The sequence below is a fragment of the Nonomuraea sp. NPDC052116 genome (assembly GCF_040680035.1).
GTDB lineage: Bacteria > Actinomycetota > Actinomycetes > Streptosporangiales > Streptosporangiaceae > Nonomuraea > Nonomuraea angiospora_A.
The window spans coordinates 5,437-31,461 of record NZ_JBFAWA010000035.1; the positions used below are offsets into that span (position 1 = coordinate 5,437).

The 26,025-nt window shown below is 71.8% G+C and carries 17 protein-coding genes and 1 pseudogene; 11 read left to right on the plus strand and 7 right to left on the minus strand.

The genetic code is table 11. The features are described 5' to 3' along the window. A pseudogene (locus AB0L65_RS47070) lies at nt 1–703 on the plus strand (hypothetical protein); the annotation flags it as partial. 857 nt (nt 704–1,560) lie between these two features. Here the strand turns inward: AB0L65_RS47070 and AB0L65_RS47075 are convergent. Both AB0L65_RS47075 and glgC read right to left on the minus strand, forming a co-directional pair. Continuing rightward, the gene (locus tag AB0L65_RS47075) at nt 1,561–2,058 is read right to left on the minus strand and encodes a VC0807 family protein (protein WP_364260348.1); all 498 of its coding nucleotides are present in this window, start codon (nt 2,056–2,058) and stop codon (nt 1,561–1,563) included. 459 nt (nt 2,059–2,517) lie between these two features. After that, nucleotides 2,518–3,753, minus strand: coding sequence for a glucose-1-phosphate adenylyltransferase (gene glgC / locus AB0L65_RS47080; protein ID WP_364260351.1), 1,236 nt, complete (start codon nt 3,751–3,753; stop codon nt 2,518–2,520). Between the two features lie 184 nt (nt 3,754–3,937). Here glgC and glgA point away from each other — a divergent pair, with 184 nt between their 5' ends. Continuing rightward, a complete protein-coding gene (gene glgA / locus AB0L65_RS47085; RefSeq protein ID WP_364260354.1) occupies nt 3,938–5,110 on the plus strand; it encodes a glycogen synthase in 1,173 nt (390 codons plus the stop codon). A gap of 159 nt (nt 5,111–5,269) precedes the next feature. Here the strand turns inward: glgA and AB0L65_RS47090 are convergent, their stop codons facing one another. Then, entirely contained in the window at nt 5,270–6,466 is a 1,197-nt protein-coding gene (locus AB0L65_RS47090; protein WP_364260357.1) for a helix-turn-helix domain-containing protein, read from the minus strand. 91 nt (nt 6,467–6,557) lie between these two features. On the opposite strand from AB0L65_RS47090, the gene AB0L65_RS47095 reads away from it, so the two are divergent. After that, nucleotides 6,558–9,893 (plus strand): S8 family serine peptidase, encoded by a 3,336-nt coding sequence (locus tag AB0L65_RS47095; protein WP_364260360.1) that lies wholly within the window; start codon nt 6,558–6,560, stop codon nt 9,891–9,893. A 48-nt stretch (nt 9,894–9,941) separates the two neighbouring features. Here AB0L65_RS47095 and AB0L65_RS47100 read toward each other — a convergent pair whose 3' ends face one another. After that, nucleotides 9,942–10,346 (minus strand): nitroreductase family deazaflavin-dependent oxidoreductase, encoded by a 405-nt coding sequence (locus AB0L65_RS47100; RefSeq protein ID WP_364260363.1) that lies wholly within the window; start codon nt 10,344–10,346, stop codon nt 9,942–9,944. A gap of 141 nt (nt 10,347–10,487) precedes the next feature. Between AB0L65_RS47100 and AB0L65_RS47105 the strand changes: the two genes are divergently transcribed. The 8 genes from AB0L65_RS47105 (at nt 10,488) to AB0L65_RS47140 (ending at nt 24,572) form a co-directional block, all read left to right on the plus strand. Beyond that, complete coding sequence (locus AB0L65_RS47105; protein WP_364260366.1) at nt 10,488–11,522, plus strand: LacI family DNA-binding transcriptional regulator; 1,035 nt, start codon at nt 10,488–10,490, stop codon at nt 11,520–11,522. A gap of 21 nt (nt 11,523–11,543) precedes the next feature. After that, nucleotides 11,544–12,809: a sugar ABC transporter substrate-binding protein gene (locus tag AB0L65_RS47110; protein ID WP_364260369.1), complete on the plus strand. Its 1,266-nt coding sequence runs from the start codon at nt 11,544–11,546 to the stop codon at nt 12,807–12,809. Between the two features lie 54 nt (nt 12,810–12,863). Continuing rightward, nucleotides 12,864–13,787, plus strand: a complete 924-nt coding sequence (locus AB0L65_RS47115) for a sugar ABC transporter permease (protein ID WP_364260372.1) — start codon at nt 12,864–12,866, stop codon at nt 13,785–13,787. Further along, nucleotides 13,784–14,605, plus strand: a complete 822-nt coding sequence (locus AB0L65_RS47120; protein ID WP_364260374.1) for a carbohydrate ABC transporter permease — start codon at nt 13,784–13,786, stop codon at nt 14,603–14,605. The genes AB0L65_RS47115 and AB0L65_RS47120 overlap by 4 nt, the downstream gene beginning before the upstream one ends. 11 nt (nt 14,606–14,616) lie before the next feature. Continuing rightward, entirely contained in the window at nt 14,617–16,128 is a 1,512-nt protein-coding gene (locus tag AB0L65_RS47125) for a glucoamylase family protein (RefSeq protein ID WP_364260377.1), read from the plus strand. Then, nucleotides 16,125–17,909 (plus strand): hypothetical protein, encoded by a 1,785-nt coding sequence (locus AB0L65_RS47130; RefSeq protein WP_364260380.1) that lies wholly within the window; start codon nt 16,125–16,127, stop codon nt 17,907–17,909. The genes AB0L65_RS47125 and AB0L65_RS47130 overlap by 4 nt, the downstream gene beginning before the upstream one ends. A gap of 80 nt (nt 17,910–17,989) precedes the next feature. Further along, complete coding sequence (locus tag AB0L65_RS47135) at nt 17,990–23,956, plus strand: CHAT domain-containing tetratricopeptide repeat protein (RefSeq protein ID WP_364260383.1); 5,967 nt, start codon at nt 17,990–17,992, stop codon at nt 23,954–23,956. A gap of 52 nt (nt 23,957–24,008) precedes the next feature. Beyond that, nucleotides 24,009–24,572, plus strand: coding sequence for a helix-turn-helix domain-containing protein (locus AB0L65_RS47140; RefSeq protein WP_364260386.1), 564 nt, complete (start codon nt 24,009–24,011; stop codon nt 24,570–24,572). A gap of 6 nt (nt 24,573–24,578) precedes the next feature. On the opposite strand, the gene AB0L65_RS47145 is transcribed toward AB0L65_RS47140, so the two are convergent. The 3 genes from AB0L65_RS47145 to AB0L65_RS47155 form a co-directional block, all read right to left on the minus strand. Then, the gene (locus tag AB0L65_RS47145; protein WP_364260389.1) at nt 24,579–24,833 is read right to left on the minus strand and encodes a hypothetical protein; all 255 of its coding nucleotides are present in this window, start codon (nt 24,831–24,833) and stop codon (nt 24,579–24,581) included. A gap of 96 nt (nt 24,834–24,929) precedes the next feature. Continuing rightward, entirely contained in the window at nt 24,930–25,385 is a 456-nt protein-coding gene (locus AB0L65_RS47150) for a hypothetical protein (RefSeq protein ID WP_364260392.1), read from the minus strand. A 78-nt stretch (nt 25,386–25,463) separates the two neighbouring features. Next, complete coding sequence (locus tag AB0L65_RS47155; RefSeq protein ID WP_363972430.1) at nt 25,464–26,012, minus strand: GNAT family protein; 549 nt, start codon at nt 26,010–26,012, stop codon at nt 25,464–25,466. Between the last annotated feature and the right edge of the window lie 13 nt (nt 26,013–26,025).

Here is a 26,025-nt window from a genome sequence, read left to right on the forward strand (position 1 = left end):
GTTCGATCGGGACGAGAAGTTCGATCGGGACGAGAAGTTCGATCGGGACGAGAAGTTCGATCGGGACGAGAAGTTCGATCGGGACGAGAAGTTCGATCGGGACGAGAAGGACTTCGACTCGCACGACCGGGAGAAGAAGGACTTCGACTCGTACGACCAGGATGACTCCTACGACCAGGATGACTCCTACGAGAGCGACGAGGAGAAGGACGACTTCGACCGGGACGAGAAGAAGTTCGACGACCAGAAGAAGCGCGACAGGAAGTTCGACTACGCCGATTACGACGAGCAGGCGTACGACAGCGACCGGTACGAGAAGGATTACGACTCCTACGACCAGGACGAGAAGAACTACGAGGAGTCCTACGAATCCGCTCGTGACGAGAAGCAGCGCAACGACGGGTTCGAGAAGAAGAAGAAGAACGACTACGACGACGAGAAGTACGACTCCTTCGACAACGAGAAGAAGAACGACTCTTACGACGACGAGACGTACGACTCCGACGACAACGAGAAGTCTTACGACTCCTACGACGACGACCGGCACGAGAAGAAGCACGGCAAGAGACACGACGACAACGACGACGACGACCACAAGCACCACCACCACTGGGGCTGGCCCTACAAGTGGGACAACACCCACGGTTGGTGGCCTTGGAACGGTGACTGGGGCTACTACTGGCCTTGGGGCGCTCGCTACTGACGGACAGTTTGATTCGGGCTCTCGGGGACGCGTCGCGGCGCGCCCCGGGACCCCACCCCGCCGCACATTCCCACCCCTGTAAACCGATCTCCGCAGCCGAGTGTCAGATCTTCGCACTCGGCGCTTGATGGGAATGTGCGCCCCTCCTCATACTTGTCCGCGCCACTGCTCACGCAGTCGGACGCGGCAATCCTCCCCCCTGCACGGCTAGGCAAAGGGCGCTGCTCGCGCTGCCGGATGCGGCGCCTTCCAGCCCTTGTACGGTTTGGGCAAGTGCATTCAGATGCCGTTTCCTCCGACGCCTGTGCGGCCGGGTGAAGAATGCTGCTCGCGCAGTCGGACGTGACGTCTTCCGCCGCCTGCGCGCTGAGTGAAGTGCAGCCAGGTGCTACGCCCCCCGAAGCCCGTGTTCGCCTATGGGAAGGACCCTTCTTCCGCAATCGGGCGTGACTCCTTCTGGCCCTCGCGTGCAATGTCCTCCGCCCCTGTACGGCACTGGGAAGGTGCTGCTTGCGTGGCTTCTTCCGCCCGGTGCTATGTCCTTCGACGTCTTTGTGGCCGTGGGAAGGGTGCTGCTGCCCGTGTATTCGGATGTGACGGCTTCTGGCCCCGTGCGGCGGGCGAAGTGCATTCGGGCGCTATATGTTCCGATCCCTGGTGCGTCTGGGCAGGGAGGGCCCTGTGCAGGCGGGCGGAGGGTCGGGTGGGGCAGCGTCCTGTGCGGGCGGGGGGAGTGTTGGGTGGGGAGCGTCCTGTGCGGGCGGGGGTGGGGGCGGCGCGGGGAGGGTCTCCTGTGGGGCGGGGAGGGTCCTGTGTGGGTGGGCGGAGGCGTCGTGTGGGCGGGGTGGAGGGTGAGGTTATGTGGTTTGGTGGTGGGCTGTGGCGGCTTGTTCGGCGCGGCGGCCGTACCAGGCGCTCCATACCGCCACCAGCGTCAGCGTGCCGATCAGCAGGGCCGACGACAGGCCCGCCATGATGTCCACCGGGAGCAGGTAGATCAGCGGGATCCGTACTGCCGACTCGGTCACCAGGGCTGCGGCCCAGGTCAGCGTCATGGCCATGTACCCGCGCCGGAACTTCGGGTCCGCCTCGTAGAGCACATCCCAGCGGGCCGCGGTGGCCGCGTCGTCGGCGCCGAAGCGCTTGGCCATCCCGTACGCCGCCGGGTGGCCCGCCACGCAGGTGGCCACCAGCACGACGGCCATCACGCCGGTGGTGACGAACTTGACGGCGAGCATGAAGCGTTCGTCGCCGGTGAGGAAGGCGAGTGCGAGCCCGAGGCCGAAGATCAGGCACATGAAGGCGGCGAAGCCGTCCAGTCTGCGTTCCCGGATCCCGACGTGGGCGGTGCGCACGAAGCGCCAGGACGTACGTGGACCGGTTGCTCAGACTGCGGACCGGTTAGCTGGGCGACTGCCAAGGCTGCGGGCTGGGTGGGCGACCAGGTGGCGGGCTGGGTGGGCGGTCAGGCGGTGGGCCGACTGCTCGGGTCCGGGCTGGCTGGGCGTGTGTGGGTCGGCGGTCAGGCGCCGGGTTGGGTGGGCGGTCGGGTGGTGGGCTGGGTGGGCGCCGGGCGGTCGGGTGGTCGGGTGGTGGGCTGGGTGGGTGTGCGTGGGCCGGCTGCTCGGGCCGTGGGCCAGGTCAGGCTGTGGGTCGGCTCGGCTGCGGGTCGGCTAAGACTGCGGGTCGGCTCGGGCCGCGGGCTGCTTGGGCGTGCGTGACCGGCTGGCCGGCCGGTCGGCGCAGGCTGCACGTCGGCGCAGGTTTCCGGCCGGGTGGCGGGTGTGGGGCGGCTCGGGGTGTGGGGCGGGTGGTCAGCGGTCGACGATCTCGTTCTTGCCGATCACCACAACCCCTCCCCGGGTCAGGGCGAACCGGGTGCGGTCGTAGTCGAGGTCGAAGCCGATCCTGGCGCCGTCGGGGATCACGACGTTCTTGTCGATGATCGCCTTGCGGATGACGGCGCCCCTGCCGACCTTGACGTTCTCCATCAGTACGGAGTCCTCCACCAGCGAGTGCGAGTGGAGCACGACCTTGGGCGACAGGATGGACCGGATCGCCGTGCCGCCGGAGACGATCACGCCGGGCGACACCAGCGAGTCGATGGCCCGCCCCACCCGGTCTCCGTCGTTGTGCACGAACTTGGCCGGGGGCAGCGGATCGTGGCCGGTGAAGATCGGCCACTTGTCGTTGTAGAGGTTGAAGACCGGGTGCGCCGAGATGAGGTCCATGTGGGCCTCGTAGTACGCGTCGAGCGTCCCCACGTCGCGCCAGTAGCCGCGGTCGCGCTCGCTGGAGCCCGGCACGATGTTGTTCTTGAAGTCGTAGACGTCGGCCCCGCCCGACTTGACGAGCATCGGGATGATGTTGCCGCCCAGGTCGTGCTTGCTGGTCGGGTCGAGCGCGTCCTCCCGCAGCGCGTCGATCATCGACTGGGTCTTGAACACGTAGTTGCCCATCGACGCGTACACCTCGTCGGGGGAGTCCGCCAGCCCCACCGCGTCCTTCGGCTTCTCCCTGAACGCCACGATCCTGCGCCCCTGCGGATCGGTCTCGATCACGCCGAACTGGTCGGCCAGCGACAGCGGCTGCCTGATCGCCGCCACCGTCACGTCGGCGCCCGAGTCCTCGTGCTGCTCGACCATCTGACGCGGATCCATCCGGTAGATGTGGTCGGCCCCGAACACGATCACGTGCTCGGGCATCTCGTCATAGATCAGGTTCAGGTTCTGGAACAGTGCGTCCGCGGACCCCGAGAACCACCGCGGGCCGAGCCGCTGCTGCGCGGGCACGGGCGTCACGTAGTTGCCGAGCATCGCCGACAGCCGCCAGGTGCGCGAGACGTGCCGGTCAAGACTGTGGTTCTTGTACTGGGTCAGTACGACGATCTTCAGGAAGCCGCCGTTCGCCAGGTTGGACAGGACGAAATCGACGAGCCTGTATATCCCCCCGAACGGCACCGCCGGTTTCGCCCGATCCGCCGTGAGCGGCATGAGCCTCTTGCCCTCTCCACCTGCCAGCACAACCGCAAGCACCCTCCGGGACCTCATGCCCAGGACGCTACCCTCAAATGGCCGATCTATCGACGAATCCCGGCATGGAGACCTCCCTTCGTGTCCAGATTTGTTGCGCAATGGACGTCGGGGAGGTCGTCGAGCCGCTCAGGTTGACCTCTGGCGCGAAACTCGCTGCTTGTGGTGGCCCACCGGCCGCGGCCCACCATAAGGTCGTCTCATGCGTGTTGATCTGCTCAGCCGGGAGTACCCTCCCGAGGTGTACGGCGGGGCCGGGGTGCACATGGAATACCTGGCCAGGGAGCTGCGGAAGCTGGCCGACGTACGCGTGCGCTGCTTCGGAGCCGACCGCACCGAGCCCGGCGTCTCGGCCTACCGGGTGCCCGAGGGACTGGCGGCCGCCAACGCGGCGCTGCAGGTGCTCGGCGTGGACCTGGAGATGGCCGCCGCGTGCGAGGGCGCGGACGTCGTCCACTCGCACACCTGGTACGCCAACTTCGCCGGGCATGTCGCGAAGATGCTGCACGGCATCCCGCACGTGATCACCACACACAGCCTGGAGCCGTTGCGGCCGTGGAAGGCCGAGCAGCTCGGCGGCGGCTACACGATCTCGTCGTGGGCCGAGCGCACCGCCCTGGCGAGCGCGGACGCGGTCATCGCGGTGTCGGAGGGGATGCGCCGCGACGTACTGTCGGCCTACCCCGAGATCCCGCCGGACAGGGTCAGCGTCATCCACAACGGCATCGACACCGCCGAGTATGCCCCCGACCGCGACCTCGACGTGCTGGAGAAGCACGGGGTGGACCCGCACCGCCCGTATATCGTCTTCGTGGGCCGCATCACCCGGCAGAAGGGCCTGGTCCACCTCCTGCGCGCGGCGCGGTCCTTCGACCGGGACGCCCAGCTCGTGCTGTGCGCGGGCGCGCCGGACACGCCGGAGATCGCGGCGGAGGTCACCGAGCTGGTACGCGGCCTCGACCGGGACGGGGTGTTCTGGATCCAGGAGATGCTGCCCAAGCCCGAGGTCATCCAGTTGCTGACGCACGCGACGGTGTTCGTGTGCCCGTCGGTGTACGAGCCCATGGGGATCGTGAACCTGGAGGCGATGGCCTGCGAGACGGCCGTGGTGGCGACGGCCACCGGCGGCATCCCCGAGGTGGTGGCCGACGGGGAGACGGGCCTGCTCGTCCCGATCTCCCAGGGTCCTGACGGCACGCCGTACGATCCCGACCGGTTCGCCGCCGACCTGGCCGAGCGCGTCAACGCGCTGCTGCGGGACCCGGCGCGGGCCAAGGCGCTCGGGGTGGCGGGGCGGGCCAGGGCCGTCGAGCACTTTTCCTGGGAACGCATCGCCCACCGCACCATGGATCTTTACGCCACCCTGCGGCCCTGAGGTCCCACGAGGGTTCTCAGGGGGCGGTCCCGCCACGGTGGTAGAGGGCCCGGGGAGCGACCACACCATGCGAGCGGGCGCTGGTGAGGGTGCGGCCGTGGGCTGCTGCGTCACGACGGCCGACCGGGGTGAGGGGAGCGGGGCGCGCCGCCCCTGGACTCACACCAGGCCGCGGCGGCTGGCCTGGGCGCCGGCTTGGAAGCGGGTCTCCGCGTTGAGCTCGTCCAGGAGGTGACGCAGCCGGCGGCGTAGGGTGCGGGGGCTGGTGCCGAGCTGGCGGGCGATGGCGTCGTCCTTGAGCCCGGCCGCGAGCAGCGCCAGAAGCCTGCGATCCTCCAGGCTGAGCGCCCCGGCCGCAGGGCTGAGGGCACCGGTCGCGGGGCCGAGGGCACCGGCCGCAGGACTGACCGTCCCCGCGGCAGGGCCGGGCCCACCCGCAGTACGGCCGAGTGCCCCTTGTGCGGGGCTGAGCGCCCCCTGCGCAGGAGTCCCCTCCGTAGGGATGAGCGGTCCGGCCTCAGGGTCGAGGTCCGCGACCGGCGGTCCGGGATCGGTCGGCTCCAGCCGCGAATCACCGAGTTCCTGCCACAGCTCCGGCCGTACCGGAAGCGCCTCCCGCCACATCCGCTCGAACAGCTCCACCAACGCCATCACCATGGTGGACCCCGTGATCAGCACACCGCGCGTCAACGGCGGGTCCATCTGCAGGGGCATGACCGCCCGCCACCGGTCGACGATCGCCATCTTGAACGGCAGCTCCGGCAGGACCCGCGCCTCCTCGCCCGCCTTGATGAGGCTGCCCACCTCGTCGAGCGCCCCCGTATGGTCGAAGGCCTCCGGCACGTAGATGGTCCGGTAGCGGACACCGCTGCGGAGCAGGCCGGTCTGGAGCGGATTGTGGTAGTCCAGCACGTACGGCGGCCGGTCGAAGGTCAGCACCTCCTCCTTGGCCTCCTGCTGCAACCGTACGTACCACCGGGCCTGCTCCTCGGGCCCGGCCAGGACCTCCAGCTGACCGCCCTCGTCCGTGCCCTGGCCGACGGTGCGGAAGGCGGCCTCCAGCTCGTCGGCGGTGTCGGTGAGCCGGTCGAGCTCGCCCTGCATGCCGCGCACCAGCGAGCGGATCGCGGCGCCCGGGTTCGTCGCCGTCCAGCGGGGTGAGCGGCCCCACAGGCGGCTGACCATTCCCTTGGCGCGCAGCCGGCTCAGGGACGACTGGATGCGCCCCGCGCTCTCGCCGCTACGCCTGACCAGCTCCTGCACGGTGATGCCGGGACTGGCCAGCACCCCGCGGTAGACCCGCTCGTCGAAGGCGCTGATGCCCACGACCTCCAGCGCCCGGCCCTCCTCAAGCATGCCCACGATCTTGGCCAATTCCGGCAGTTGCCGCAATAGGCCACATCAACCACCTTGTCACCAAATTTCACTAACAGTTAGAAATCGGGATGTGCTTCAGAGAACCGCCCTTCTGGGCGTCGTGGTAACGGCCCTGATCGCCGCCGCCACGCCGGCCCAGGCGGCCCCCACCCCCGCCCCCTCCGCCAAGGCGACCACCCAGCCGGACAAGCCGTCCGGACCGCCCAAGACGATCACCCTGATCACCGGCGACAAGGTCACCCTCCGCGAGCTCCCCGACAAGCAGACCCAGCTCGACGTCAAGCCCGGCCCCGGCAGGGAGAAGGTCACGTTCGTGCACCGCCGGGGCAAGGACGGGCTCAGCATCGTCCCCACGGACGCGATGCCCCTTCTGGCCGCCGGCCGCCTCGACCCCCGGCTGTTCAACGTCACCCGGCTCGCCGCGCTCGGCTACGACGACGCCGCCAGCCCGGCGCTCCCGCTGATCACGACGTACCCGGACCAGGCCGGCGCCGCCACGCTGCGCGCCGCGGGCGGGCGCCCGCTGCCCGCGATCAACGGCGTCGCGCAGAGCGAGCCCCGCACCGGCGCGGGCACGCTGTGGAAGGCCCTGACCGGGCAGGCCAGGACGGCCGCGGCCGCGCCCGAGAAGATCTGGCTGGACGGCAAGGCCAAGCTCTCCCTCGACGTCAGCGTCCCGCACATCGGCGCGCCCCAGGCCTGGGCGGCCGGCCACACCGGCAAGGACGTGCCCGTGGCGGTCCTCGACTCCGGGTACGACCCCGGCCACCCCGACCTCCAGGGCCTGGTCACCAAGACCCAGAACTTCACCGACGAGCCCGACGTCCGCGACCTCAACGGTCATGGCACCCACGTCGCCGCCACCATCGCCGGCTCCGGCGCCGCCTCGGGCGGCAGGTACAAGGGCGTCGCCCCCGGCGCCAAGCTGCTGATCGGCAAGGTCTGCGTGCAGAGCGGCTTCTGCCCCGACTCGGCCATCATCGAGGCCATGACCTGGGCGGCCGAGAACGGCGCCCGCGTCGCCAACCTCAGCCTCGGCGAGCCCGACTCCATCGGCGTGGACCCCGTGGAGCAGGCCGTCAACAGCCTGTCGGAGAAGTACGGCACGCTGTTCGTCATCGCCTCGGGCAACGACGGCCCCCAGACGGTCGGCTCCCCGAGCACCGCGGACCGCGCGCTCTCCGTCGGCGCCTCCTACCGCGACGACGACACGGTCGCCCAGTTCAGCAGCACGGGCCCGCGCGTGGGCGATGCCGCGGTCAAGCCCGACCTGATCGCGCCGGGCGTGGGGATCGTCGCCGCGCGGGCCGCGGGCACGGGCCTGGGCTCGCCGGTCGACGACTCCTACACCGAGCTGAGCGGCACCTCCATGGCCACCCCGCACGTGGCCGGGGCCGCCGCGATCGTCGCCGGGCAGCACCCCGACTGGAAGGCCGACCGGATCAAGTCGGCGCTCATGGCCTCCACCGCGCCCGGTGACGAGCTGGGCGCCTACGTCCAGGGCTCCGGCCGCGTGGACGTCGCCCGCGCCGTCACCCAGCAGGTCACCGCCGAGCCCGCCAGCCTTAACCTGGGCGAGATCGAGCTGCCCAGCCCCGCGCCCAGGGAGCAGACGCTCACCTACCGCAACGACGGCGACGCCGCCGTCCGGCTGGACCTCAGCGTGATCGCCAAGGACGGCGAGGGCGCGACGGTGACGCCGTTCAAGCTCGGCGCCCCGGCCGTGGAGGTGCCCGCGCACGGCACCGCCCAGGTCAAGGTGACCGCCCAGCCGGGCCCGATCGGCACGTTCAGCGGCACGGTCATCGCCAGGAACGCCGACGTCACCGTCCGCACCGGCATCGGCATGCGGGTCGAGCCGGAGAAGCGCTCGCTCAAGCTGACCTTCACCGGCACCGACGGGCAGCCCGCGCGGGCCGCGTTCGCCGGCGTGATCGACCTCGAGACCAAGGAGCAGCGCAACTACGACATCGCCGGCGGCACGCTGGACCTCAGGCTGCAGAAGGGCCGCCGCTACACCGTCGTCACCCTCATGATGGACAGTGACGGCACCCTGGTGATGGCCGCCGACCCGGAGTTCACGCTCGACGCCGACCGCACCGTCGCCGCCGAGGCCCGCAAGGCGCGCCCGGTGACCGTCCGTACGGAGGAGCCCACCGCGCGGCTGGCCGTCGGCATGCTCGGCATGCTCCAGCTCGCCGAGGGCGTGCAGGCCATGGGCGTGGACATCGACCTGGCCGGCATGTGGGGCGCGGAGCGGGTCGAGGGCATCAAGGCCATCCCGACCACCCGCACCGTGAGCAAGAACTTCGCCTTCTACCGGTGGACGCAGTGGGCCAAACCGAAGGCCGACGGCAGCTACGACGACAGCCCGTACTTCTACCACCTGATGAAGGCCGAGCCGCGCATCCCCGCCGACCCCGGCTACCAGCCGCGCCGCCGCGACCTCGCCGAGGTCACCTCCACGTACGCCACGCAGCACGACGCCAAGTTCGGCGAGCGCTTCGCCCTGCCGGTGCTGTACGGCAAGGAGCTGGCCTGGATGCCGTACGGCCAGGTCTCGCGCTTCTCGCTGCCGTTCCGCAGGACCGAGTACTACACGCCCGCCGACACCGGCTGGTACCCGTCCTTCATCCAGTACCAGACGCCGCCGGACGGCTGGGACGACGTCGACCAGTTCTTCTTCGGCGACATCACCTCCTACCGGGCCGGCACGAAGACCGCCGACCGCTGGAACGGCGGCGTCTTCGCGGCCGCGCTCAACCCCGACGGCGACTACAACTGGCGTGACGAGAACCTGATGCAGTTCTCGGCCGGGCTGTTCGAGGACAGCACGCCGGACCGCGTCTCCTACGGCGACTACATCGCCCCGCAGGCCAAGGTCTACCGCGACGGCAAGGAGATCTACGCCGCCGACTACCTGCCGGGCTCGGTGGACGTGCCCGCCGAGACGAAGGCGAGCGAGTACCGGTTGACCATGACCGCCGACCGCGAGGCGAAGCAGACCAAGGTGTCCACCCGGGTCAGCGCCGAGTGGAAGTTCAGGTCGAAGTCGGCCGAGCCGGGCAAGCGCCAGGTGCTGCCGCTGCTGACCGTCAAGATCGCCCCCGAGCTGGACGACCGCAATCGGGCGGCGGTGGGTCTCATGAGCATCCCGCTGAGCGTCCAGCGCCAGGACGGCTCGCCCGACCTGCCGCTGCGCAAGCTCACGGTGGACATCTCCTACGACGACGGCCGCACCTGGCTGCCCACGCTGGTGCACCCGGCGGGCAACGGCACGTGGGCCGCGCAGACGTGGCACCCGGTCAGCGCGCGCGGCGGGTTCGCCTCGCTGCGCGTCAACGCCGCCGACACCGGCGGCAACGGCTTCACCGAGACCGTCATCAGGGCCTACCAGCTCAGATGACGTGATGGGAGCCCCGTCGCGTCCTGACCGGGCGCGGCGGGGCCCGCGTCACTTGACGCGTTCGAGCACGACGACCGGGATATCGCGGTCGGTCTTCTTCTGGTATTCGTCGTAGTCCGGCCAGGTGCGGGCCATCAGCCGCCAGAGCTCCGGCTTCTCCCCCTTGGAGGCCGTACGCGCGCGGGCCGTGAACTTGTCAGCCTTGACCTGTACCTCCACCTCGGGGTTGGCCAGGATGTTCTTGTACCACTCGGGGTGGTCGGGATCCCCGCCCTTGGACGCGACGATCACGTGGTCGTCGCCGTGCTTCTGGTAGATGAGTGGCGTCGTGTAGGAGCGGCCCGACTTGCGGCCCTTCGTGGTGAGGAGGAGGACGATCGTGTTGTTCCAGTCGTGCCCCTCCTCGCCGTTGGTCTCCTGATAACGCTGTACGTGTTCCTTGCCGTAGAGCATGATCCACAACTACCCATCGGGGGCGTGACCTCACCGTTACGCGCCGGGGTCTGTACGAGAAGTTAACAACCCTGGCAGGATGCATGTGTGTAAGCGCTTACAGTCCAAAGTGGAAGCGCTTACACAACAGGGAGACGCTCGATGGACGTGACCATCTACGAGGTGGCCCAGCGGGCCGGCGTGTCGATCGCGACCGTGTCCCGGGCGCTGCGCGGCACCGGCCCGGTCGCGGCCAGGACGCGCGAGAAGGTGCTCAAGGCGGTCGAGGAGCTCAACTTCACGCCCAGCCGCCTCGGGGTGAGCCTGGCCGAGGGCCGCCACGCCGCCAACGGCATCGTCTTCCCCGACCTCGCCGGCCCCTACTACACCGAGGTCCTGCTCGGCTACGAGGAGGTCGCCTCCGAGCTGGGGCGCTCCGTCGTCATCCTGTCCACCAAGGGGCGCACGCGGGTCAACGACCTGGTCAAGGACCTCGCCGGGCGGGTCGACGGCATGCTGATCTTCGGTCACACCGTCCCCGAGCCGCTGGTGGCCGAGCTGGTGCGGCTCGGCATGCGGCTGGTGTTCATCTCGCGCGACCCGCTGACCGGCGCCGACACGCTGCGCAGCGAGAACCGGGCCTCGGCGGGAGAGCTGGCCGCCCACCTGGCCGGGCACGGCTACGAGCGCTTCGCCTTCCTCGGCGCGCCCATGGCCAGCCAGGACGACGTGGACGAGCGCTGGCAGGGCGTGCGGGCGGTGCTCGGCGGCGCGATCGAGGCCGTGGACACGCGCCACTACACCGTCGAGTGCGGCTTCGAGGCCGCCAGGGACCTGCTCAAAGGCAGGGGCAGGCCCGAGGCGATCATCTGCTCCGACGACGAGGTGGCGCTGGGCGCGCTGCTGGCCGCCGAGGAGCTGGGCCTGAGCGTGCCCGGCGACCTGGCCGTGACCGGCTGGGACGACATCATGGCCGCCCGCCACGCCCGCCCGGCGCTGACCACCGTACGCCAGCCCATGCGCGAGCTCGGCGCCCGCGCCGCCCGCGCGCTCGACGAGCTGATCACCCGCGCCCGCGACCTGCCCCGCCACCAGAGCCTGCCCACCGAGCTGGTGGTCCGCTCCAGCTGTGGCGACCACCCCGAGACGTCACCGAGCCCTGACCGCCGAGCCGGAGATCCGTTCCGGCCGCGGTGACCAACCCCCAGGAGGTACTCCGTGAACACCACCATCCGGCGCGCCGCGGGAGGCGTGCTGGCCCTCGCGATGCTGGCGGCCGGCTGCGGCCGCAGCGCAGACAGGACTCCTGAGCAGGCGCAGAACGTCACGACCGGCAAGATCACGGGGGAGGTCACGGTCTGGGCGATGGGCGAGGAGGGCAAGGCGCTCGGCGCGTTCGTCAAGGACTTCGAGGCCGCCAACCCGGGCGTGAAGGTCAACGTCACGGCCATCGGCTGGGACGTGGCGCACGACAAGATCACCGCGGCCATCGCGGGCAGCGCCACGCCGGACGTGAGCATGGTCGGCTCCACCTGGTCGGGCGAGCTGGCCAAGACCGGCGCGCTGGAGCCGACCCCCGGCAACCTGGTCGACAAGTCCGTGTTCTTCCCCGGCGCCTGGCAGACGGTCGACGTCAACGGCACGGCGTACGGGGTGCCGTGGTACGTCGAGACCCGCGTCCTCTACTACCGCACCGACCAGGCGAAGAAGGCCGGTGTCGAGCCGCCGAAGACGTGGGAGGAGTTCACCGCGTTCGCCAAGGCGCTCAAGGAGAAGGGCGGCGCCAAGAACGGCTTCAACCAGAGCTACACGCAGGGCGCCTCCTGGCAGGAGGTGCTGCCGCTGATCTGGCAGGCGGGCGGCGAGATCGTCAAGGACGGCACGTACACGTTCGACACCCCCGAGGCGCTCACGGCGCTCAAGCAGTACGCGTCGCTGTTCACCCAGAAGCTCGCCCCCAACGACACCCCGGAGGGCGCCTTCCCCCAGAGCTTCATCAAGGGGGAGGTCGGCGGCTTCTTCTCCGGCCCGTGGATGGTCGGCGTTGTGAACAACGACGGCGGCCCCGGCTTCAAGGACAAGTTCGACGTCGCGCCCTACCCCAAGGGGCCGGTCTCGGCGACCAGCTTCCTCGGCGGGTCCGACATGGTGGTCTTCAAGAAGGCCAAGAACCGCGACGCGGCCTGGAAGTTCATCCAGTGGCTGAGCGAGCCGAAGGTCCAGGCCAAGTGGTACACGACGGTGAAGTCGCTGCCCGCGGTCGCGGCGGCCTGGCAGGAGCCGGAGCTGACCGCCGACAAGCAGCTCGCGGTCTTCGGCGAGCAGCTCAAGGACGCCAAGACGCCGCCGCCGTTCCCGACGTGGGAGCAGGTGGCCAGGGTGCTGGAGACCGAGCTGGAGAAGCTGGCCCGGGGCGCGCAGACACCCGAGCAGACGCTCAAGGCGATCCAGTCGCAGGCCGACACGATCGGCACCGGCCTGTGAACGCGGCGCCGACGCGGGAGGGCCCATGAACGCGGCGCCGACGCGGGAGGGCCCATGAGCGTGGCGGTCCCCGCCCGCCGGGTGGCGCCGATCAGGCTCAGGGGCACGTTACGCCAGGCCGGCATCGGCTGGATCTTCATCCTGCCGTTCGTGGTGCTGTTCGCGGTCTTCTACCTGGGCCCGCTGCTGGTCGGCATCGGCATGAGCTTCACCGACATGCGCAGCACCGACGTGAGCGACCCGCTCGCCGTCAACGTGGTCGGGGTCGACAACTACCTGCGGCTCATGAACGACGGCGCCATGCGCAAGGCGGCGCTCAACACCGTGGTCTTCGTGGTCACCGCGCTGCCGCTGACCATCGGGCTCGGGCTGGCCGCGGCCGTGCTGCTCAACTCGGGGATCGCCCGGCTGCCGGCCGCGTTCTTCCGGCTCGGCTACTACCTGCCGAACATCACCAGCATCATCGGCATCGCCGTGGCCTGGAAGTTCCTGTTGGAGCCGGAGGCCGGGCTGGTCAACCGGCTGCTGGAGCTGGTGGGCGTCCAGGGCCCCAACTGGCTGCAGAGCACGTCCACCGCCCTGCCGTCGATCATCGTGATGACGGCCTGGCGCAGCTTCGGCTTCAACATGGTCGTGCTGCTGGCCGCGCTGCAGAGCATCCCGAGGGAGCTGTACGAGGCCGCCGAGGTGGACGGCGCCGGACGCTGGGCCCGCTTCCGCGCGGTCACCGTGCCCTCGCTGCGGCCGGTGCTGCTGTTCTGCACCGTCTACAGCTCGGTCGGCTTCATGCAGTTCCTGGAGGAGCCGCTGGTCATGACCAGGGGAGGCCCGCTTGACTCCACGCTGTCGGCCTCGCTGGCCATCTTCAACCAGTTCGGGGTCGGCAACTACGGCTACGCGGGGGCCGCCTCGTCCGTGCTGTTCGTGGTGATCGTGGCGCTGGCCGTACTGCAGCTCAGGCTCGGGAGGCGCAGATGAGCCGGACCCGCCGCCAGCGCGCGGTCGTCTACCTGGGGCTGAGCCTGGGGCTGGCGCTGGTCGCCGGGCCGTTCCTGTGGACGGCGCTCAGCGCGGTCAAGCCGGAGCGCGAGATCAGGCGCGACCCGCCGACGTTCTGGCCCGAGACGTTCACGCTGGACAACTTCGCCGAGCTGTTCCAGCGGGTCAACATCGGCAACGCCTTCGCCAACAGCATGCTCATCGCGCTCGTGCTGGTCGCCACCAACCTGCTGTTCTGCTCCATGGTCGGGTACGCCTTCGCCAAGCTGTCCTTCCGCGGCAAGAACCTCGCCTTCGGCCTGGTGCTGGTGCAGCTCGCGATCCCGGCGATCGTGCTCATGGTGCCGCAGTTCGTGCTGATCGCGAAGCTCGGCATGGTCAACACGTTCATCGGGATCATCCTGCCGACCGTGGTGACGCCGCTCGGCGTGTTCATGATGCGGCAGTTCATCGCCGACCTGCCGGACGAGCTGATCCACGCGGCCAGGGTGGACGGCGCGGGGGAGTTCCGGATCTTCTTCACGATCATCCTGCCGCTGTGCGGGCCGCCGCTGGCCACGCTGGGGCTGATCACGTTCCTCGGCTCGTGGAACAACTTCCTGTGGCCGGCCGTGGTCGCGCAGAGCGAGAACATGTACACCCTCCCGGTCGCGCTCAACATCCTGAACGGGCACGAGGCCACCCACTACAACCTGCTGGTCGCCGGGTCGGTCGTGGTGATCGCGCCGATCCTGTTCCTGTTCGTCTTCCTGCAGCGCTTCTTCATCCAGGGCATCGCCACCACCGGCCTCAAGTAGAGGAGCCCCCCATGCGCAAGACAGTCCTGTCCGGCGTGCTCGCGCTGGCCCTGACGGTGCCGGCCACCCCCGCCCTCGCCGACGCCTCCGCGAACGCCACCCTGCTCCGCTACGCCGAGGACACCTGGCGGTCGATGGCCGCCATGGTGGAGCCGGCCACCGGCCTGCCCGCCGACAAGGTGACCGGCGACCTCGCGACCAGGGCGAAGGTCACCTCACCCACCAACATCGGCACGTACCTGTGGAGCACCCTCGCCGCCCGCGACCTGCGCCTGATCGGCGGCGGGGACGCCGCCGCCAGGATCGGCCGGGTGATCAAGGCGCTGGAGGGACTTGAGCGGAACACGCCCACCGGCCAGTTCTACAACTGGTACGATCCCGGCACCCTCCAGTTGATCCACACCTGGCCGGAGACCGGCGATCCGGTGCGCCTGTTCGCCTCCAGCGTGGACAACGGCTGGCTGGCCGCGGCCCTCATGATGGTCCGCAACGCGACCCCGCAGTACTCCGCCCGCGCCAACCGTCTGCTGACCTCCATGAACTTCGCCTCCTACTACGACCCCGCCGCCCGCCCCGACGCGGGCACCGGCCTGATCCGCGGGGGCTTCTGGCCCGAGCCGCCCGACGGCTGCTACGTCGCGAGCGACTACGCCGGCACCGGCACGACCGTCTACTCGACCTGCCACCACTACGGCGCGCCCGCCGAGACCCGCATCGGCCAGTACGTGGGCATCGCGCTCGGCCAGCTCCCGCGCGAGAGCTACTTCGGCCCGTACCGCACCTTCCCCGACAACGGCTGCGACTTCGGCTGGCAGGACCAGAAGCCGGTCGGCTCGTGGAAGAAGTACCTGGGCGTGAACGTCTGGGAGGGCACGTACGCCTACCGCGGCATGCGCTACGTCCCCAACTGGGGCGGCTCCATGTTCGAGGCCCTCATGCCGGACCTCGTGGTCCCCGAGGCGAAGTGGGCACCCAAGAGCTGGGGCCGCAACCACCCGGTGTTCGTGCGCGCCCAGATCGAGCACGGCATGAACGAGGCCAAGTACGGCTACTGGGGCTTCTCGCCGTCCAACGACCCGCACGGCGGCTACCGCGAGTACGGCGTGGACCCGCTCGGCATGGACGAGCCCGGCTACACCACCGACCGCGAGCGCACCAGTACCGACCCCGGCTACGAGGGCTGCCGCCCGGCCAAGCCGGAGCCCACGGCCTACGGCGACGGCGTCGTGACGCCGCACGCCAGCTTCCTGGCGCTGCCGTACGCGAAGGACGCGGCCATCGACAATCTGGACAAGCTCCGCCGGAACTTCGACGCCTACGGCCCCGGCGGCTTCTACGACGCCGTCGCGGTCCGCTCGGGGGCCGTGTCCAAGTGGTACCTGGCACTCGACCAGGGCATGGTGATGGCCGCCCTGGGCAACGTGCTCACCGGCGGCGACCTGCACCGCTACTTCGCGGGCTCGGGCGTGGAGGCCAAGCTGCGCCCGGTAATGGAAATCGAGGAATGGAACGTCACTTCATGAACAAGGCTGCCCACCGCGACTGGCAGGAGCGCATCGGCCAGGAGTCCGGTGCGATCACCCCGGCCTCCCGGCCCGAGCTGCCGGCCCCGACGGGCCTGTCGGCGGTCCCGGGAGCGGGCCAGGTGACGCTGACCTGGGACGCCGTGCCCGGGGCCATCGGCTACGTGGTGCACCGGGACGGGTCGCCGGCCACGCCGCCGGACGTGGACGTGCCCGCCGTCCCCTCCTGCCGGTACGTGGACACCGGCCACGGAGCGGCGTCCTACCAGGTGGCCGCCGTCGCCGCCGTGGACCACGCCGGCCCGCTGTCCGAGCCCGTCCAGGCCGCCCCGCTCGAAGGGCCGGCCGGGTTGTCGGTCCACGTGGACGCGGCGCGGGTCACCCGCGAGCTGCCGCGCCCGTGGGCGTACATGGTGGGGTCGGAGCACCTGTCGCACCTGCTGAGCACCGACGAGAGCGGCGGCCGGCCCATCGGCGAGGAGCTGGCCGAGGCGCTGCGTGTCATGCGCGACGAGCTCGGCGTCCAGACGGTCAGGGCGCACGCCATCCTCTGCGACGACCTGGGCGTCTACCGCGAGGTCGACGGTCAGGCGGTCTACGACTTCAGCCGCGTGGACGAGGTCTACGACAAGGTCGTGGCGCTGGGCCTGCGGCCGATCGTGGAGCTCAGCTACATGCCGCGCGACCTGGCCGCCGACCCCTCCAGGACCGTCTTCGGCTACGACGCCGTCGTCTCGCCGCCGAAGGACTTCGAGGCGTGGAGCGACCTGGTCAGGGCGCTCGTGGAGCACCTGGCCGAGCGGTACGGGATCCACGAGCTGATCGACCACTGGGCCTTCGAGGTCTGGAACGAGCCGAACCTGGCCGTCTTCTGGACTGGCACGCCCGAGGAGTACTTCCTGCTCTACGACGTCACCGCCGCGGCCGTGAAGAACGTGCACCCGGACCTGCGCGTCGGCGGGCCCGCCTCGGCGGCCGACGGCTGGGTGGAGGAGCTGCTCGCGCACGTCGAGGAGTCGGGCGCGGCGCTCGACTTCGTCTCCAGCCACACCTACGGCAACGCGCCGCTCGACTGGCGTCCCGTCCTGGCCAGGTACGGCGTGGACGTCCCCGTCTGGTGGACCGAATGGGGGCCCACGCCCACCCACTTCCACGGCATCGGCGACGGGCCGTTCGGGGCCGCGTTCCTGCTGCACGGCATGAAGTCGGCCGCCGGCCGGATCGCCGCGCTGTCGCACTGGGTGGCCTCCGACCACTTCGAGGAGCTGGGCCGGCCGCCGCGGCTGTTCCACGGCGGGTTCGGCCTGCTGACGGTCGGCAACCTGCGTAAGCCCCGCTTCCACGCGCTCACCCTGGCCTCCCGGCTGGGTGACGCGGAGCTGGCCGCCACGCTCGACGGTGACGTGGCCGGCGTCGAGGCGTGGGCGGCCCGGCACGAGGACGGCAGGATCGGCGTGCTGGTCTGGAACGGCACCCTCAACCACGCCCAGGCCGACGGCGCCCCCGAGCTCACCCGTACGGTGTCCCTGACCGTCGACGGGCTCGCCGGCGGGGAGTACACGGTCACCCACCACCGCATCGACCGCGACCACTCCAACGTGCAGGCGACCTGGCAGGCGATGGGCGGCGGCGACTGGCCGGCGGACGAGCAGTGGGACAAGCTCCACGCCGCCAACACCCTGGACGAGCTGGCCCCGCCGGCCACGGCCGCCGGGAGCACGGTCACCCTTGAGTTCGATCTGCCCATGCCGGGCGTGTCCTTCATCGAGCTGACACCGTAAAGAGCGATACCGTACGGGGCGATGTGGAGGTCTGAGGCACGGTTCTGTACGGGCGCGCACGCCGGTGAGAGCCTGTGCCCATGACCGAACCGGCTCGGGCGCTGGCCGCCCGCATCGAGCGGTTCGAGCAGGCCGCGGATCCCGGCCTGATCTGGGATCCCGCGGCCCTGGTCGAGGCCGAGCAGGCGATGCGGGCGTGCGCGGGCGACCGGACCGACGCCGTCACCTGGCGCCTGATCGGCATGCTCCACCTGGCCCGCTACCGGCTGGACCAGCGGTTCACGCAGGACGCGGCGGTGGCGGGCACGTACTTCGCCGCCGTGGCCGTGGTCGATCCGGCGCGGCTCCCGGAGCGGCTGCGCGGCTCGAACGTGCCCCCCGGCGACTCGGCCGACACGTGGACGGGGCTCGTCGAAGAGGTGTTCCAGCACGTGAACCCGTCGGCGTACCCGCACGTGGGGCTGCTGATCCACGCGCTCGTGCGGCGCGCCATGGCGCAGCCGACGACGGAGGTGGCCGACCGGCTCGGCGAGCTGCTGTTGCGGCAGTCGACGGGCTCGCCCGACCCCGCGTGGGCGCCCGGCGCGCTGGCGCTGCTCGGTGATGGGCTGGTGCGGCTGTTCGGGGCCACGGGGGAACTGGAGGTCGTCGACGACGCCGTGCACGTGCTGTTCAGGGCGGCGCTGGCCGAGCCGGCGTACGTGGACGAGCTGGGCACGGCGCTCGGGCTGGCGGCGTTCGGCGACGAGGAGCTGGCCGGGGCGTACGTGACGGCCGCGGAGGCGCCGCCGGCCGGCCAGGACCGGTCGCAGGCGCTGCTGGCGCTGGTGGAGCTCACCTGGGCGCGCTCGACCGGGTCGTACGCCGACCGCGACCTGCTGGCCTTCATCCGGGTCGGGCAGTGCGCGCTGGACTTCTGGCACGAGAAGTGGGCCCATCCCGGCGTGCTGGCGCCGTACGCGGCCGGGCTGGTCGAGTGGTTCGTCGTCACGGGGGACGAGCGCTCGCTCGAGGCCGGGACGGAGATGCTGGAGGCCCTGCACATCACGCCCGGCGAGACGGCGCGCGGGCTCGGCGCCGACCCCGTCGTGCGGCTCGGGCTGCTGGGAGACCGCCGCTGGAACCGGTACGGCGTCACCGGCGACTCCGACGACCTGGAGACCGCCATCGAGGTCATGCGCGAGGCGGCCGGCCAGGCTCCGCGCGGGCACTCCGACCGCGCCAGGCTGCTCGCCAACCTGGCGAACGCGCTGCTCAGGCGGGCCGTCGTGACCGGCGGGGACCCCGCGGAGCCGATCACGGCCGCGCGCGTCGCGCTCGCGGCCCACGGGGAGCGGGACCCGGCCAGGCCCAGGGTCCTGATGCTGCTGGGCCAGGCGCTCAAGCTCGACCTCGACGCCGGGCACGCCGACGAGGCGATCGCCGCGTTACGCGAGGCGCTGGCGGCCGGTGAGCGGCTGTCGGCGCGGGCGGAGGCGTACGGGCTCGTCTCGGAGGTGCTGCGCTGGCGGGCCGCGCGCTCGGGACGGGTGGAGGACCTGAACGAGGCGGTGGCGTCCGCGCGCCAGGGCCTGGAGGTGGCCGTGAAGTCCGCCCAGGACCCGGCGCCCGCGCAGCGGGTGCTGTGCGGGGCGCTGCTGGCGCGCTTCTCGGCGCAGGGCGACCCGGGGGACCTGGGGGAGGTGCTCGAACTCGCCCGGGAAGGGGACCCGGAGCTGCTGTCGCAGCTCGGCGCGGCCCTCGACGGGACGCCGGTGCCGGACGAGCGGCTCGCGGGGGTCGCGACCGAGCTGGCGCTGGCCACGCGGAACGACGAGGTCACGGTCGAGCTGCTGCGTTACGCCGAGCGGCAGGCCGAATCGCCCGGCGAGTTCCTGCTGGAGTCCGGGCTGCGGCTGGCCTCGCTCGGGCGGCTGCGGGTGGCCTGCGCCGTGCTGGGGCGTTCGGCGGAGGCGTTCGGCTCCGGCTTCGAGGAGGGGGCTCGGACGGCGTACGCGCTGGCCGAGCAGGGGCGCGCGTACCAGGAGCTGGGCGAGCTGGGCTCGGCGCTGGAGTCGTTCGCGCGGTCGGCGGCCGGCTACGGCTCGCTGGGCGAGGTCCGGGCCGAAGCGCTCCAGCTCGGCAGCATGGGCGTCGTGCTGCTCAGAGCCGGCGACCCCGTCCGCGCGCTCGAACACCATCACCGCGCCATCGCCCTGTGCGAGAGCGCCGGGCTGGCGGCGGAGGAGGCGGCCCAGCAGGGGTACGCGGCCGAGGCGTTCCTGGCCGCCGGCGACCCTGAAGGGGCCGTGGCCTGCGCGGTCCAGGCCCGTGAGCTCTATCGGGAGCTGGGCGAGACCGTGCCGGCCGCCATGGCGCTCGTCCACGCCGCCCGGGCGGCCGTCGACCAGGACGACCTCACCGCGGCCGCGGAACGCATGGCCGCCTGCGCCATCGAGCTGGAGGCCGCCGGGGCGTGGGAGGACGCGTGCCGGGCGCTCGACGCGCACGCCGTCCTGCTGGTGGAGCGCGGTCACCCCGGGCAGGCCGCCGCCTGCGAGACCCGGCTGGTGGAGATCGTGCGGCGCAGGGGCGAGCGGCGCGAGCCCGCCGACGAGTGGTACCGCATCGCGGGGCGCCGTCGGGGCCGTGGGGACTCCGACGGTGCCCGGACGGCCTTCGGGCTGGCCGAGCGCGAGTACGAGTCGCTCGGCCACTACGACGGGGCCGCCTCGGCGCGCTACAACCTGGGCGCGCTCTCGTACGCGGAGGGGGATCCAGGGGGGGCGCTGGAGGAGTTCGGGGCGGCGGCGGAGGCGTTCGCCAGGTTGCGTGCCGCGGTCAAGGAGGCGTCCGCGCTGACCATGCGCGCCTCCTGCCTGACCGCCCTCGACCGCCACGACGACGCGCTGGCCGACCTGGAGCGGGCGCTGGAGCTGGCCGCCACCGAGGGGGATGTGGGGGCCGTCCTCGTCGCCGTGCTGGGGCGGGTGGCGCTGGACCTGCGGCTCGGCTCGTGGGAGGAGGCGGCGGAACGGCTGAACTCGGCCCTGGGGCTGTCGGCCGGGGACCCGCTCAAGGAGGCCGTCGTCCGCGACCGGCTGGCCGCGCTGGCGGCCCGTACCGGGGACCTGGACGCGCAGGTGGAGGCGCTGGAGCTGGCGGTGGCCGGATTCCACGCCGGCGACCAGCCCCGGCTGGCGGCGCTCACCTCGATCAAGCTCGGCTTCGCGCTGGAGGAACGCGGCGAGTTCCACCGCGCCCGAGCCGCCCTCGAAACCGGCCTCGCCACCCTCACCCCACCACCCACACCTTCCGACCGGCCTTCGCCGCTCGACCCGGCGTCGTCCGGCGGTTCGGGGGAGCGCGGCGACTCCGCGCAGGCCGGCGGGGCGTTTGAGCTCATCGCGGTCATGGGCGGGGGCCTGGACGCGGAGCTGCTGTCGCGCCTGGCCCGCATCCAGCTCACGCTCGGCGAGGCGACCCGCGGCCACGCGACCCTGAACCAGGCGATCAGAGCGGCGGACGGCGACCGGGCCGAACGGCTGGAGACCTGGCTCCGCATCGAGGAGGCGGAGGCCGCCGGCGACCTGGAGACCGCCCGCGCCCTGGCCGAGCAGACGCTCGCCGCGAACCCCGTCAACGGCCGCCCACCCGCCTCCGACTACCACTCGTTCCTGCTGGTCAAGCTCTCCTCCTTCTGCCGGGCGCTGGGGGACCTGGAGGCCGCCCGCGCGTACGCCGCCCGCGGCTACGAGCTGCGCGACGCCCTCGTGATCGACCACCTGCGCAACCTCGGCGCGGCGGCCCGGGACCTGGGCCGCCTGGACGAGGCCGCCGACCACCTCACCGAGGCCGTCGCCCTGGCCCGCGACTCGGACGCCGCGCTCCCCGCGGACCTCGTCCAGGCGCTCGACCTGCTCGGTCGCGTCCGCGCCGACCAGGCCCGCTGGGCGGAGGCCGCACACGCCTTCGACGAGGGGCTGGAGCTGCTGTCCTCGCCGGTCTGGCGCGCGTTGCGGGCCCCGTTGCTGGCCGGACGGGGCGCGCTCCACCTCAAGCTGGGCGAGCTGGCGGAGGCCGAGGCCCTCTACCGGCAGTCCATCGCGATCGTGGAGGAAGCCGGTTCCCGGACAAACCTCGCCGACAGCTACGCCGACCTGAGCCTGGTCTGCGCGCTGCGGGACTCGACGGACCAGGCCAGGCTCTTCGCCGAGAGGGCCCTGGACATCGAACACGCCCGCGGCCGGACCCGCGGCGTGGTCCTGGCGCTCATCCTGCTCGCCCGCCTCGAGGACTCCTCCCGCGCCGAGGTCGACCTGGCGGAGGCCGCGGCCCTGGCCCGGGAGATCAGATATCGGGCAGGGGAGGCGCTCGCCCTCGGCCGGCTCGGCGCGCTGTACGTGGCCACCACCTCGTACGCCCGCGCCCACCGGCACCTGTCGGAGGCGATCGGGCTGCTGGAGGAGCTCGGGCACGAGCTGGAGCTGGGGATCGCCCTGCACAACCGCTCCGTCGCCGCCGAGCGTCTGGGGGACCTGCCGAGCGCGCTCGCCGACGCCGAACGGGCCTGCGACCTGGGCCACACCTCCGGCCGCGACCGCGCGATCCGGCTCGCGGTCCGCCTGGGCCGCGGCCTGGCCGCCTGGCGGCACCTGGAGCACGCCAAGTCCCACACCCTGACCACCCATCTGGGCCACCGCCGCTGGCCAGGGCAGACGGGGGGTGGTGGTGACCGCTGGTCCGAGCCGGCGCGTCAGGGTGAGGAGTCCTGGCCCTGGACGGTCGAGGACCGGCCGACCGCCGCCGACCTCAGCCATCGGCGCTGGCCCGTGCCCGACGGCGTGCCCGCCGAGCTCGTGGAGGCGGAGCGGCGCGGACTCGACACCATGCGGACGCTCAGATCGGCCGCTGGGAACACCCGGGACCCGTCGGAAGCCGCGACGCTGCTCGGACGCGCCCGCACCGCCGAGGCCGAGGTGGAGGCGCTGTGGCGGCGGATGGAACCCCTCGCCCCCGACCACGTCGCCCTGCGCCGGGACCCGCCGCTCGACCAGCTCCACCTCGACGCCCTCGTCACCTCCGAAGGCCGGCCCGGCAACGGGACCGCCGTGGTCGGCTTCCACGTCGGCGAGGAGAGCGTGACGGTGCTCGCCCACCGCACCGGCTGGTCCGAGCCGCGCGCCTTCCCCACCACCGTCGGCCACGACCTGCTGGCCGACTTCACCGCCACCACCGTCGGCCGCCGTCCCGGGCTGCTGGACATCGAGGCGCGCCGCCACCGCGCGGCCGTCTGGCGCCGCCTGGCCGACCTCCTGCTGTCGGACGTCCTCGACGCGCTCGGCGACGACCTGGACCACCTCTACCTGATCCCGCACGCCGGGCTGCACCGGGTCCCGCTCCACGCGCTGGCCCCGGACGGCCGCTCGCTCCTCGAACGCGCCCTCGTGACCTACACGCCCTCCGTCGCCGCCCTGACCCGCCTCACCCGGCGGGGCCCCGCGACGGGCAGCCGGTCGCTGGTGCTCGGGTACACGCCGGATCCCGAACCCGGGGGCGCGCTCGAAGCGGCGGCGCGGGACGCCGGCGCCCTGCTGGACGTCCCGCCCCACACCGGTCCGGCCGCCACCGCGACCCGGCTCCCCGGCACCTGGGACGTGGTGCAGCTGTCGTGCCCGGGCCTGTTCGACCCGGACGACCCGTTCGGCTCGGGCATCGGGCTCGCCGACGGCCTCCTGACCGGCAGGCGGCTCATGAGCATGGCCGTGGACGCCCGGCTCGTCGTCCTCGGCTCCCACGAACGCGACCCCGCGCCGGGTGGCGGCGACGACGTGGCCGCCCTGGCCCATGCGTTCCTCCACGCGGGCGCCAGGTCCGTGCTCCTCCCGCTCTGGCCGGTCTCCGGCGAGGTCACCAGGGCCCTGATGCGCGACGTCCACACCAGGCTGCGCTCCGGCATGGGCCCGGCACGGGCGCTGCGGGAGGCCGTACTGGAGCTGCGCGACCTCTACGGCCCCGCCGAGCCCGACCTGTGGGCCCCGTACGTCCTGGTGGGCCTGCCCTCCTGACGAGCGGGCGAGCAGCCTCTACGGTGGGACGCAGCAGAACGCGAGGAGGACGATGGACAGCCGGCGGCCGATGCGTGCCGACGCGCGGCGCAACAGGGAGCGGATCCTCCAGACCGCCCGGGAGGCCTTCGCCACCGAGGGCCTGGCCGTGTCGCTCGACGAGATCGCGCGCCGGACCGGGGTCGGCCCCGGCACCGTCCACCGCCACTTCCCGGCCAAGGAGGCGCTGGTCGAGGCGGTGCTCGCCGACCGCCTCGGCGGGCTCGCCGAGCAGGCCCGCCAGGCCGTCCGGGCGGATCAGGGCGGGTCGGCGTTCTTCCCGTTCCTGCTCGGCCTGATCGGTGAGGCCCGCGCCAAGCAGGACCTCGCCGACGCGCTCGCCAGGGCGGAGGTCGATCTGTCGGAGCTCACCCGGCGGCTCGCGCTGGACCTGCGCCGGGCCTTCGCCGAGTTGCTCGCGCGGGCACAGGAGGCCGGCACCGTCCGGGCGGACGTGGACGCCGAGGACGTGCAGGCCGTCGTGCTCGCGGCGATCACCGCCGAGCGGCATCGGGCCGACCCCGAACGGCCGGGGCGTATCGCCGCTGTGGTGCTCGACTGCCTGCTGGTCGCGTAGGGCGGCTCAGTCGCCCAGCCACTTCGAGTCCGGCATGAGCGTGGCCGCGACCAGGTAGCCGAAGAAGCCGATGGCCAGGCCCACCGCGTACGCTCCGAAGACCTCGGGGGTGCCCACCAGCGCGGTCACCGCCCCGCCACCCACAGCGGCCAACACCGCCGAGAGGTCGGACAGGCATGCCGCGCCCTGCCTGCGGCGCAGCGTCCCGTACGTGATCCAGCCGATCACCAGCCCGAAGCAGATCGCGCCGAGCACGGCCATGCGAGGACCTCCTCGTGGTCAGCCGCCACCGTGTCGCGCGGCGGCGGCCCGTGGGCCTGATAGCCGTTCACGATCGCACGAGGCGCGCCCGCCTGGCTAGAGGTAGCTCCTGGTCGCGCTCACCAGATCGGGGGTGGCGTCGCGGGTGTCGAAGGAGAGGGCGGAATCGGGGGTGCGCTCGCGGACGTCCTGGTCGCGGATCGCGAACACGGCCGGGACGACCCCCACGTCGCCGTAGCGGCCGGTGACGGCCTCGCCGATCGCCCGACGTACGGCGCCGACCACGTCACGCGAGGTGTGGCCGGGACCGGAGGCGGCGAGATAGCCCAGCATGCCCGCGAAGCGCAGCTCCGCCTCGGCCGCCGGGCGCTGCTCGGGCAGCACGGGACGGTCCAGCCAGAACACCTTGCCCGCCAGGAACGCCTGGTAGTCGTCGCCCTCGTGGCGGAGCACGCGCGCCGTCTCGGCGAGCAGCTCCCCGAACTCGGCCAGCTCCGACTCGGGCGGCAGATCCGTGGTGACGAACAGGGGCACGATCAGCGCGTCGAGCATTGGACTATCCCTCCGTGAGGAGGCTCATCGTAGGACCCGCGACCGACAATCCCGGTTCACGCCACTCCCCGTGGCGCTCTAGCGTTCGGTCCACTCGTCCTGTAACGCCGAGTGCACGATCGAGTCGCGCCACCCGTTCGGCGTGTGCACGTGGTGGCGGATGCGGCCTTCCTCGACCATCCCGGCGGTCAGCATCGCGAGCTGGGCCGGTAGGTTCGCCGGGGAGCGGGCGCCCCAGACGCGGTGCAGCCCGAGCTGCTTGAACCCGAACGACAGTAACAAGCGCACGAGGTCCGTGCCGACCCCGCGTCCCCACTGGTCGGGGTGGAGGCCGAAGCCGATCTCGGCGCTGTGCGGGTGGTCGGCCTCGATGTGCAGGCGGGCCACCCCGATCACGTCGCGGCGGGCCGTGTCGATCACGGCCAGGACGTACAGGCGGCGTGGCTCGGTCGCGGCCGCCTCCTGGGCCTGGGCGACGAGCCCCGCCACCTCGGCCAGGCTGCGGGGCGCGAACGGCATGTGCTGCGTGGCCGTGGTGTCGCCGTAGACCGCGTGCAGCGCGGTCACGTCGGCCTCCGCGACGTCACGGAGGCCGAGCCGTTCGCCGTTGTACACCACCCGCCGCATTTGCAGACGGTAA